At 70.3% G+C, this 10471-nt stretch carries 11 protein-coding genes; 6 read left to right on the top strand and 5 right to left on the bottom strand.

The genetic code is table 11. The features are described from left to right. The 4 genes from AC2CHE_RS11855 to AC2CHE_RS11840 form a co-directional block, all read left to right on the top strand. Positions 1 to 966 (top strand): hypothetical protein (locus tag AC2CHE_RS11855; RefSeq protein WP_484504949.1); only part of this gene is annotated, 966 nt, incomplete at its 5' end. Beyond that, a complete protein-coding gene (locus AC2CHE_RS11850; RefSeq protein ID WP_484504948.1) occupies positions 963 to 1553 on the top strand; it encodes a hypothetical protein in 591 nt (196 codons plus the stop codon). The genes AC2CHE_RS11855 and AC2CHE_RS11850, both read left to right, overlap by 4 nt. A 22-nt stretch (positions 1554 to 1575) precedes the next feature. Then, complete coding sequence (locus tag AC2CHE_RS11845) at positions 1576 to 1956, top strand: hypothetical protein (protein ID WP_484504947.1); 381 nt, start codon at positions 1576 to 1578, stop codon at positions 1954 to 1956. A 30-nt stretch (positions 1957 to 1986) separates the two neighbouring features. Further along, positions 1987 to 2973 carry an RHS repeat-associated core domain-containing protein gene (locus AC2CHE_RS11840; protein ID WP_484504957.1) on the top strand — a complete coding sequence of 329 codons (987 nt, stop codon included), beginning with the start codon at positions 1987 to 1989 and terminating at the stop codon, positions 2971 to 2973. A 91-nt stretch (positions 2974 to 3064) separates the two neighbouring features. Here the strand turns inward: AC2CHE_RS11840 and AC2CHE_RS11835 are convergent, their stop codons facing one another. From AC2CHE_RS11835 to AC2CHE_RS11825, 3 genes are all read right to left on the bottom strand, one after another. Further along, complete coding sequence (locus AC2CHE_RS11835) at positions 3065 to 3526, bottom strand: hypothetical protein (RefSeq protein WP_484504946.1); 462 nt, start codon at positions 3524 to 3526, stop codon at positions 3065 to 3067. A gap of 189 nt (positions 3527 to 3715) precedes the next feature. Beyond that, positions 3716 to 4696: a TolB family protein gene (locus AC2CHE_RS11830; protein WP_484504945.1), complete on the bottom strand. Its 981-nt coding sequence runs from the start codon at positions 4694 to 4696 to the stop codon at positions 3716 to 3718. Next, positions 4693 to 5976 (bottom strand): MFS transporter, encoded by a 1284-nt coding sequence (locus AC2CHE_RS11825; protein WP_484504944.1) that lies wholly within the window; start codon positions 5974 to 5976, stop codon positions 4693 to 4695. The genes AC2CHE_RS11830 and AC2CHE_RS11825 overlap by 4 nt, the downstream gene beginning before the upstream one ends. A 261-nt stretch (positions 5977 to 6237) precedes the next feature. Here AC2CHE_RS11825 and AC2CHE_RS11820 point away from each other — a divergent pair, with 261 nt between their 5' ends. Further along, positions 6238 to 7581 carry a CBM96 family carbohydrate-binding protein gene (locus AC2CHE_RS11820; RefSeq protein ID WP_484504943.1) on the top strand — a complete coding sequence of 448 codons (1344 nt, stop codon included), beginning with the start codon at positions 6238 to 6240 and terminating at the stop codon, positions 7579 to 7581. Positions 7582 to 7712: 131 nt separating this feature from the next. Here the strand turns inward: AC2CHE_RS11820 and AC2CHE_RS11815 are convergent, their stop codons facing one another. Together AC2CHE_RS11815 and AC2CHE_RS11810 are read right to left on the bottom strand one after the other, a co-directional pair. Then, positions 7713 to 8300 (bottom strand): ClpP family protease, encoded by a 588-nt coding sequence (locus AC2CHE_RS11815; RefSeq protein ID WP_484504942.1) that lies wholly within the window; start codon positions 8298 to 8300, stop codon positions 7713 to 7715. A 266-nt stretch (positions 8301 to 8566) separates the two neighbouring features. After that, the gene (locus tag AC2CHE_RS11810; protein ID WP_484504941.1) at positions 8567 to 9250 is read right to left on the bottom strand and encodes a helix-turn-helix domain-containing protein; all 684 of its coding nucleotides are present in this window, start codon (positions 9248 to 9250) and stop codon (positions 8567 to 8569) included. Between the two features lie 161 nt (positions 9251 to 9411). Here AC2CHE_RS11810 and AC2CHE_RS11805 point away from each other — a divergent pair, with 161 nt between their 5' ends. Further along, positions 9412 to 10425 carry a potassium channel family protein gene (locus AC2CHE_RS11805; protein ID WP_484504940.1) on the top strand — a complete coding sequence of 338 codons (1014 nt, stop codon included), beginning with the start codon at positions 9412 to 9414 and terminating at the stop codon, positions 10423 to 10425. Positions 10426 to 10471: the final 46 nt, after the last annotated feature.

The following is a 10471-nucleotide window of genomic DNA, read 5'->3' as shown; positions in this document are numbered from 1 at the left end:
GCCGGGCTCCTGCTCGGGCTGGTGGCGGCGGTCGCTGGCGCGGTCACCGTGGTGGCGGGCGCCCGGCTGGCCGACCTGTCCCTCGTCCTGGCCGGCAACGCGCTGCTCGGCGCGGGCAACACCGCCGTGATGTTCGGCCGCTACGCGGCCGCCGACCTCGTTCCGGCCGAGGCGCGGACCCGCGCGGTGGCGGCGGCGCTGACCGCGGCATCGGTCGGTGCGGTTCTCGGACCCAACCTGCTCGGTCCCGCGGGTGGCCTCGCCGCAGCGGCCGGGCTGCCCGCCTCGGCGGGTCTCTACCTGCTGGCCGTGCCGGCCTTCGGCATCGCCGCCCTGCTGGTGGCCCGGATGCCGACGCCCGCGCCGTCACCGGTGGCAGCCCGATCCGAGCCGGCCGCCACGGCCCGGATCGGGCTGTCACCCGTGCCGGTGCTGGTGCTCGGCGGCGCGAACGCGACGATGGTGACGATGATGGCGGTGGCGCCCCCGGCCCTGCACCACCACGGGTGGGGCCTGGGTACGGTGGGCGCGGTGGTCAGCGTCCACGTGGCGGCGATGTTCGGCTTCTCCCCGGTCACCGCCCGGCTCTGCGAATCCTTCCGGGCCGCCCCGGTGGCCGCGGCCGGCGCGATCCTGTCCGCGGTCAGTGCGCTCGGCGCCGGCCTGACCGCTGGACGGCCGGACAGCGGGGCGGCGGCGGCCGGGTTCCTGCTCGTGCTCGGATTGGCGTGGAACGTACAACTGGTCAGCGGCACCATGCTGCTGCTGGCCCGTACCCGGGAGGCGGCCCGGCGGCGGGCCGAGGACGTCGGTGAGATCATCATGGGTACGGCCGCCGCCGCTGGCACGTTCCTCGCCGCACCGCTGCTCGACGTCGCCGGCCTGACCGGCGTGGCAGTTGCCGCATTCGCCCTCAACGCCGGCACGGCCCTGGTCCTGAACCGCTCCCGGGACACCCGGCCATGACCATCGACACGGTGCTGTTCGACTTCTCGAGCACCCTCTTCGACCCCGCGCGGGTCGTCGACGGGCCGGCCCTGGCCGCCTGCGCCGAGCGGCGGGGCAGGCGGCTGGAGGTGTCGCGGGCACAACTCCTCGGGCAGCAGATCCTCGAGTACGGCGAGAGCCCGGCCGGCCTGCGGGCGCGGGCCCGGTGCGACCTCTCCGCCGCCGAGCACCGCGCCGGCTGGCTGGCGACCGCCGTCCTGGTGCCGGGCGTCGACCCGGTGCTGGCCGACGCCTTCCACGACTGCATCACCGACCCCGCCCGCTGGCGGCCCTACGACGACACCGGTCCGGTTCTCATCCTGTCCTCCGACGCCGGTGCCGCCGACGAGTTGTCGCCGTACGCGCTGACCGTCGACCCGGGCGATGTCGGGCAGTTGACCGGGGCGCTCGGACCAGCTCACCCTCGACACGGACGACACCGCTGGTGGCCGGGTGTGGCAGCGGTTCACGCGAGAGCTGGAGACTGGTCGACTCACCGGCGTCCGGGTCGACCGGGACACCGTCGCGCCCAACACGCTCTCCGACGTCCGCTACACGTACGATGACGCCGGCAATATCATCAAGACGGTGGACACCGCGCCAAATCCGGTCGACGACACCCAATGCTTCACGTACGACTACCTGCGCAGGCTCACCGACGCATGGACCCCGAGCAACGGCGACTGCGCCGCAGTATCCTCGGCCACCGCACTCGGCGGCCCGGCACTCTACTGGCACTCCTGGTCATTCGACCAGGTGGGCAACCGCAAGACTCAGGTTGCGCGCACCAGCGCCGGCAACACCACCACGACGTACGACTATCCGGCCGCTCAGGCAGCGCAGCCCCACGCGTTGTCGCGCACCACGACTGGTCCGCTGACCCAGAACTACCGGTACGACGAATCCGGCAACACCATCTGCCGGCCGGCGGGGACGACCACGAACAACTGCCCCAGCGGCCCCGGCTAGCAGGTGCTCACCTGAGATCCCGAGGGCAAGCTGGAAACCAGCACCGACTCGACCGGCACCACCACGTACATCTACGACGCGGACGGCAACCGACTCATCCGCCGCGACCCGGCCGGCAAAACCCTGTACCTGCCCGGGCAGGAACTGCGCTACACCAACACCACCGGGACGACCACCTGGACCCGCTACTACATGTACGGCGGATCCCTCGTCGCGTCACGAACGGCCGCCGGCCTGACGTGGTTGGCCTCCGACCATCAAGGCACGTGGAACGTGTCGATCAGCGCCTCGGCCGCCCAGAACGCCACGGTGCGCCGGCAGGACCCCTACGGCAACCCACGCGGCGGCAGCCCGACCTGGGCCAACGACAAGGGATTCGTCGGCGGCACCATCGACAACACCGGACTGACCCACATCGGCGCCCGCGAGTACGACGCGACCACCGGCCGGTTCGTCTCCGTCGACCCAATCTTCAATCAGAAGGACCCTCAGTCCTGGAACGGGTACGTCTACAGCAACAGCACCCCGGTGACCATGAGCGACCCCAGCGGGCTCATCGTCTGCGAAGGTTCCTACACCTGCTCGGGCGGCGGGTCTGGGAGCGCAACTCCGCCCCGCGACGAGTGCTACAACTACACCGGCACCGCTCAGCGCCGCTGTGAGATGAAGGGCGGTGGCGGCCAGAACACGAGCGCCGGACAGGCCACCGGCGGTAACGGAAGCGGGCAGAGCCCGACGGCCAACGTACCGACCATCCCAGCGGAGAAGGCCCGGCAGCTCAACGGCTACATCAAGATGGTCATCGACCAGAACCCGGACACCTGGAACGTGCCCGGTTCACCTGCGTACAACGCCATCATGGTCCGCCTCCGCCATGCCATGTACGGCTCACCAGGCTGGAAGGACTACTGGGAAGCCCTCGACGGCGTCGTGGTCTCCACCGTCGTGGCCACGGTCGGCGCCGTCTGTGTGGCATGCACGCATCGGCACGCCGTAGGGCAGTGCTGTGCTCGATGATGACCTGCCGAATAGCGCGCTCAACGACATCAGTGCGGGATGTTCTGCGTGCCCTGCCGGGGGCACGTCACAGAACTGCAACAACGCGTGGTCATCGACCGACATCTGACCGTTGAGGCCCAGTTCTCGCTCGGATCGTGATGAACGGCTCCTCGCCCAGATCGGCGGGGTGGCGGGCGTACCGGTCGTACATGGCCTGACATTCGACGTAGATGACGCCGTTGACCGAGTAGGTCCGGACGGGGTGACCGGCGAGCCTCCGGATCGCGGCGCGGACGGCTTCGCGCAGCGCGTCTTGCTGTTCACCGGGTACGTGGTGGATCTTGACGTAGCCTCGTCGGTCCATGACCACGTCGGTAGCGAGTTGGGCGACGAGCGCGAGTTGGTCGTCGGGCTCGTGCTTCGGGAAATGGCGGTCGATCAAGGTCAGGCAGCGCCGGCAGGTTGGGGCGTACGCTACATCGCCATACCGGCCAACCGCACCGCCGACCATGACCGCCCAGACGCAGCCACAGATCGTCCTGTCCGACCATCGACGTTCACGCAGGGCCATGAGGTCGGTCCAATATCGGTCAGGATCAGCGTGCTGTCCAGTATCGCGGACGCCAGCAGCCGGATGCGTAGCATCGTGGTGTTCAAGGTCGTCGAATGCCGAGCTGAGCAGCGCTGTCGCCTCCTACCCGTAGTGCCGAGGGCGGTGGTGGCGGACGGTGGCGACGGGCGGGCCGGGCCGCCGGCGTGCTCAGGCCAGTGGGGATGGGGACTCGGCGCCGGGTACCAGCAGCCTGGGTGTGCCCGATCCGTCCGCCGGCACCATCCACACGTCCGGCCGGCCGTCGCTCTGGCGCAGCGTGTACGTCAGCGTCGCACCGTCCAGCCACGCCGCCTGGTCGTCGACGCTGGAGGTCTCGGCGGTGGCGGTGACCCGCATCGTCGCGAGATCCAGGACCGACAGCCGCCAGCCCCGCGTCGGGTCGGCGTCGAGAGCCTCCTTGAACGCGATGCGGCTGCCGTCGGGGGAGAGCGACGGGCACTCGACGTTCTCCCGCACCGTCTCGACCGTCCGGGCGGCGAGGTCGCCGCGGACGAGGTACCGCCGCCCGTCGGTCGACATGCTGGCGTAGAAGAGGTTGTCGTCCGCGGCGAAGGTGACCCCCCAGAAGTTCACGTCGGGGTCGCGGTACGGCCGGCCGTCGCGGATCACCGCGAACTCCTCCAGCGACATGACCGTGCTGCCGGTGCGCGTGTCGAGGATGCCGGTACGGGTGGAGAAGCCACCGGAGGTGTAGGAGTCGCCGCCGACGAAGCTGGTCCACGACACCATCCGGCCGGAGGACGAGACACGGGCTCGGTTGGGCAGGCCGGGTATGGCGAAGGAACGCCGCTCCCGCAGCGCCGCGTCGAGCACGACCAGCCGATACGACCAGGGTGTCTCGGGGCCGAGACAGACCCCGGTGCCGGCTGCGGCATAGGCGCGCAGGCACTCCACAGTTGACACGGCGCGTGGTCCCGCCGGATCCGCGGTGGCGACGGCGGACAGGTGCCGGTCGGTGATCATCAGCAGGCGCGGCCCGGGAGTCAGGGTGAACTCGTCGTCGACGGCGTCCACGGTCGGCGGCGGCGCCTCGACGGCCACGGCGGCGTAGCCGGCCGCCACCGCCCCCAGCAGGACGGCCGAGGCGGTGGCCACCCCGAGCTTGGCGCGGGTCGACAGCGCGGTCATCGGGACACCCTCCGGTCGGTGCGGCGGAAGCCGGGAACCAGCAGGAACGCGGTGGCGACCACGACGCCGACGACGATCACCGCCGCGAGTCGGATCGCAACCTGCGGCCCCCACGTCTGCCAGGCGAGTCCGAACAAAACAGACGAGGCGAGGTACGCCACCGCCTGTCCGGTCTGCACCAGCGCGATCCCGGTGGTCCGCAACCGCTGCGGCAGCACCGGCCCGGCGAGCGCGATCAGCACGCCGTCGGTGGCCGCGTAGAACAGGCCGTACAGGATGAGTGCGAGCACCAGCAGCGGCCAGCCGGCGACCGGCCCGGCGAGCAGCAGGTATGTCGCGCCGAGCGCGACGTATCCGCCGAGGACCACCGGTAGCCGTCCGATCCGGTCGGCGAGCACGCCGAGCGGCATCGCGAGCACCAGGTACGCCAGACTGGTTCCCACCGCGAGCAGCGGGAACCAGACGAGGTCCAGTTCCTCCCGGCGTTGCAGCAGCAAGTAGACGAAGCCGTCGCCGATGGTCGCCAGCCCGAGCAGGCCGGCGGCCAGTACGAGCCGGCGGGCCGGCCGGTCGCGCAGCAGGCCGAGCGCCTCGCGGACGGAAACCTTGCCGGAGTCGGGATGCTCGGAGGGCTCCGTCGGGTGCTCGCGGACGAAGAGAACGAGCACGATGACGGCGAGAGCGGCGATGCAGAAGCTGGCGACGAAGACCGCGTCGTACGACTCGCCGACGGCCAGCAGCACCGCGATGGCGGCCAGCGGCCCGAGGAACGCGCCGATGCTGTCCATCGTCCGATGCACGCCGAACGCCCGGCCCAGTGCCTCCGGGGGCGTGGAGAGCGTGATGAGCGCGTCGCGGGGTGCGGTGCGTACGCCCTTGCCCAGGCGGTCGACCGCGATCACGGCACCGATCACCGGCACCGAGCGACCGGCGAGCAACAGGCCGAGCTTGGCGACCGCGGAGAGCGCGTAGCCGAGACCGGCGACCAGTTTGCGCCGCCGTGTGCGGTCGGCGACGAAGCCGCCGACGATCCGCAGCAGCGCGGTGGCCCCGGTGTAGACGCCGTCGAGCACGCCGAAGGCGAGCGGGCTGAGCTGGAGGCCGAGCACCAGATAGAGCGGCAGGATGGCGGTAACCATCTCGGCGGAGACGTCGGTGATCAGGCTGACCGTGCCGAGGGCGACGACGTTGCCGCTTACCAGTGCGAACCGGCGGCGGGTCGTTCCGCTGCCGGGATCCGGCGGTTCGGCCGCCGGCCGGGAGACGGTCGACAGGTACACGGCTGTCCCCTTCGGTCGCTGGCTGACGGTCTGCCATCGTCCGGCACGGCCCGCGGGGCCACAACGGACCGCGCGTGCTGGTGGGATGTGCGCCCGATGAACACTCGCACAACACCGATCTGTTTCCGTGTTGTTGGTCTGGCCGTTCCCCCTGGCGTACCCGGCCGGTCCGTCGACGTCCCTACATTTCCTTGCGGCTCACACCCCCGCCCAGAGAAAGGCTCTCGAATGGGCACTCGACCCAGCCGCCAGGCGGTCACGATGGGAACGGTCGCGGTGCTGCTCGCCGCCGCCGCGATCGTCGTCACCGGCGCGACGTCGGCGTCGGCAGCGACGGTGACGTTCAAGCCGGTCGCCGACACCTACGTCCAGAGCACGGCCGCGTCCACCAACTACGGCACGTCCTCCCAGATCGTGGTCGACAACTCTCCGGTGCGGCGGATGTTCCTGCGCTTCACCGTGACCGGGGTCAGCGACACGGTCACCAGCGCCAAGCTGCGTCTGCGCACGATCAGCGGCAACAGCGGCAGCAACATCGGCGGTACGTTCAAGGCGATGTCCAGCACGACCTGGTCGGAGACGGGTACGACCTGGAACAACCAGCCGAACCTCGACGGCGCCACCCTGGGCTCGATCGGCTCGGTGACCAACGACAACTGGTATGAGGTGGACGTGACGGCGGCGGTCGCCGGCAACGGCACCTACAGCTTCGGCGCCAGTTCCTCCAGCACGGACGGCGCCTACTACGACTCGCGGGAGAGCGGTGCCGACGCACCGCAGCTCGTGATCACCACCGGTACCAGCACGCCACCGCAGTCGGGTGACCCGGTCCTGGTCGGTGCCGGCGACATCGCCAACTCCGGCTCCGGCGACAGCGCGACCGCGGCCCTGCTGGACAACATCGCCGGCACGGTCTTCACCACCGGCGACAACGTCTACAACAGCGGCACGGCCAGCGAGTTCTCCAGTCACTACGCCCCCACCTGGGGCCGGCACAAGGCGCGCACCCGACCGTCGCCGGGTAACCACGACTACAACACCTCGGGCGCGACCGGCTACTACAACTACTTCGGCTCGGTGGCCGGCCCGAGCGGTCGCGGCTACTACTCCTACGACCTCGGCAACTGGCACGTCGTGTCGCTGAACTCGAACATCAGCATGTCCGCCGGGTCGACGCAGGAGCAGTGGCTGCGGGCGGACCTGGCGGCCAGCACGAAGCCGTGCACCCTGGCCTACTGGCACCACCCGCTGTTCACGTCCAGCTCCGACCACTCCCCGTCGACCGGGACGCGCCCGCTCTACCAGGCGCTCTACGACTACAACGCCGACGTCGTGGTGTGGGGTCACAACCACGTGTACGAGCGGTTCGGTCCGATGAACCCCTCCGGCGGCTATGACGCGAGCCGCGGTCTGCGCAGCTTCGTCGCCGGCATGGGCGGGGCCAGCCACTACAGCTTCGGCACCATCCAGCCCAACAGCGAGGCGCGCAACAGCAGCGCGTACGGGGTGCTCAAGTTCACCTTGCACAGCAACAGCTACGACTGGCAGTTCGTACCGGTCGCGGGGCAGTCCTACACCGACAGCGGAACCGGCGGCTGCCACTAGGCCCTGTGTCGGCCGTCCGAACCGGCCACCCCGGAATCTCGGACGGAGTCTCCCGGTGCCGGCCATCCGCCGGCACCGGGAGACCGTGGCAGAGACCGGAGCGCGCGTTCCCGCTTGACCGGCGAGCGGCCTCAGCTCGTGGACAGTTGGGTGGCGGCGTTCACCACCTGGTCGATCAGTCCGTAGTCCCGGGCCTCCTCAGCGGTGAACCAGCGGTCCCGGTCCCAGTCCTGCTGTATCTCGGCCAGGGTTCGGCCGCTGTGCTGGGCGATCAACTCTTGCATCGTCCGCTTGACGTGCAGCATGTTCTCCGCCTGGATGGTGATGTCGGAGGCGGTGCCGCCCATGCCGCCGGAGGGCTGGTGCATCAGAATCCGGGTGTGCGGCAGCGCGTACCGCTTGCCGGCCGTTCCGGCGCAGAGGAGGAACTGGCCCATCGAGCCGGCGAGCCCCATGGCCAGGGTCGCCACGTCGTTGCGTACGAAGCGCATCGTGTCGTAGACCGCCATTCCGGCGCTCACCGAGCCGCCGGGCGAGTTGATGTAAAGGGTGATGTCCCGCTCCGGATCCTCCGCGGCGAGCAGCAGGATCTGGGCGCAGATCCGGTTGGCGATCTCGTCGTCCACCTCGCTGCCGAGGAAGACGATCCGCTCTCGCAGCAACCGTTCGAACACCTGGTCGCCGAAGGTCCGCTGGCCGTCGTCGAGCATCGTGATCATGGTCAACCTCCACCCGCCGGCGGCGACATTGAACACCCGGGGACCGGCCCCTTGAGCCTGCGGGACGTCGCCGGTGTACGACCAGCGGTTCTGCCGGGGGCAGATCCGCCCACGGCAGAACGACGGGATTCGCCGCCAGCTCCGGTCCTTCTCAGGGCAACTTCCCCGTCAGCCCGATGTCAGGGTGACATAATTATGTCGGTGGGACATCAAGGCTGAGAGACAGTAACTCCTGGTGGCCTTACCCTCGTGACCACCGACGGTGGCTAGACGGTGGCTCGGACGGTGGCCGTCCGCCGGGCGGCCGGCCGACGTGCCCTGGACCGGTGCAGCGGGCCGCCGGACGATCGGCCGGGCGAGGTGCGACGACGGAGCAGCGGTCCCCGGGCGACGAGATGGATCGGACCGACCCGGTCGGCGAAGGCGACGACCCGAAGGCCGCCGGTCAGCCCGCCGCCGGTCAGCCCGCCGCCGGTCGGGCCGGCGGCGCCGAGCGGCCCGACCGAGGGGACCCAGCCCCCGTGGAGTCCGTTGCCGTCCAGCCCTGCGGTCAGGTCCGAGCCGGAGCCGAAGCCGACGGCGTTGAGCCGGGCGACGGTCTGGGCCGATCCGTCCGTACCGCGGTCCGCGGCAGCGGTCGGCGGATCGCCGCGCCGGGTGGCCGGGACACCACCGGTCCGGACCTGAGCGGCCGGGCCGGTGGCAGGCAGCCGGCGTTCGACCCGCCGAAGCTCGTCGCGAACCTCCTCCAGCAGGTCCGAGAGATGCAGGCCGAGCGCCCGGCAGATCGCCGCGAGAACCTCGGAGGACGCCTCCTTGCGCCCACGCTCTACCTCGGACAGGTAGGGCACGGATACCCCGGCGGCCTGGGCGACCTCCCGCAGCGTGCGGCCCTGGTGCTGGCGCTCGCGGCGCAGTACCGCGCCGATCACCCGTCTCAGCAACGACATACGGGCCTCACTCTCGCCGCTCCTGCGCTGACCGTCCCATCATGCCCGTCCGCCGCCCCGTTCGCCGTACCGTGCCGTGGAAACGCCACCCCGCCGTGCGGTTCCCGGATCAGCGGCTATGTTGTGGACGTGCAGGCGACCGACGCGGGGCAGGCCCCCCGGTGATTCACTTTCCCGCGCAGCGGCGAGGCCCGCTCAGCGCGTTGAGTCTGCGGCTGGCCGCCGCCATCGGGTTGGTGCTCGCCGTGGTGGCCGTGGTGTACCTCGAACGGGAGCAGTACCACGACAACAACGGGGACGGCCTGACGCTGCTGGACTGCTTCTACTATGCGGTGGTCTCGCTGTCGACCACCGGTTACGGCGACATCGTGCCGATGACCCAGCAGGCCCGGCTGGTCAACATCGTGTTCGTCACCCCAGCTCGGGTGCTGTTCCTGATCATCCTGGTCGGTACCACTCTCGAGGTCCTGACCGAGCAGTACCGGACCGGCCGTCGCCTGCACCGGTGGGAGAGAAAAGTGAAGGACCACGTCATCATCTGCGGCTACGGCACCAAGGGGCGTAGCGCGATCTCGGCGTTGCTGGAGAACGGGCTGGACAAATCCCGGATCGTGGTGGTGGAACGCGCCGGTCCGGCCTTGCGTCAGGCCACCTCGAACGGGCTGGTCGCCATCGAAGGTTCGGCGACCCGATCCTCCGTGCTCAACCAGGCCTACGTCCGGACCGCCAAGGCGGTGATCATCGCGACCGACAGCGACGACGCGTCGGTGCTGGTGGCGCTGACCGTACGTCAGCTCACCGCCGGTCAGGTCCGGATCATCGCTGCGGCCCGGGAGGCGGAGAACGCCCCACTGCTCAAGCAGAGCGGTGCGCACCACGTGATCGTGTCCTCGGCGACCGCGGGGCGGCTGTTGGGCCTTTCGACGTCGGCTCCGCCGCTGATCGACGTGGTGGAGGATCTGCTCACCCCGGGCCAGGGCATGGCGCTGGCTATGCGCTCTGCGGAACGTGACGAGGTCGGCAGGTCGCCCCGGGAACTGGACACGCTGGTCATCGCGCTGGTCCGGCGGGGAAAGGTGGTCACCCTGGCGGACCGGGCCGGTGCGGTCATCGAGACCGGGGACATGCTGGTGCACGTCCGCGACGACCGCCCGAGCGCGAACACCCTGCCCTGAGCGACGGTCAGCAACCACCGGGTCCGGAAGGTGGACCGGGCCGTCC

This window comes from Micromonospora sp. ATLC16 (assembly GCF_057196645.1).
This window is presented reverse-complemented; position numbering and strand designations above follow the sequence as displayed.

What these genes read in the sequence shown, in the direction of transcription:
- AC2CHE_RS11850 (WP_484504948.1), top strand. Translation starts at nt 963, where the DNA reads ATGACCATCGACACGGTGCTGTTCGACTTCTCGAGCACCCTCTTCGAC.
- AC2CHE_RS11835 (WP_484504946.1), bottom strand. Translation starts at nt 3,526, where the DNA reads ATGGCCCTGCGTGAACGTCGATGGTCGGACAGGACGATCTGTGGCTGC.
- AC2CHE_RS11830 (WP_484504945.1), bottom strand. Translation starts at nt 4,696, where the DNA reads ATGACCGCGCTGTCGACCCGCGCCAAGCTCGGGGTGGCCACCGCCTCG.
- AC2CHE_RS11820 (WP_484504943.1), top strand. Translation starts at nt 6,238, where the DNA reads ATGGGAACGGTCGCGGTGCTGCTCGCCGCCGCCGCGATCGTCGTCACC.
- AC2CHE_RS11815 (WP_484504942.1), bottom strand. Translation starts at nt 8,300, where the DNA reads ATGATCACGATGCTCGACGACGGCCAGCGGACCTTCGGCGACCAGGTG.
- AC2CHE_RS11810 (WP_484504941.1), bottom strand. Translation starts at nt 9,250, where the DNA reads ATGTCGTTGCTGAGACGGGTGATCGGCGCGGTACTGCGCCGCGAGCGC.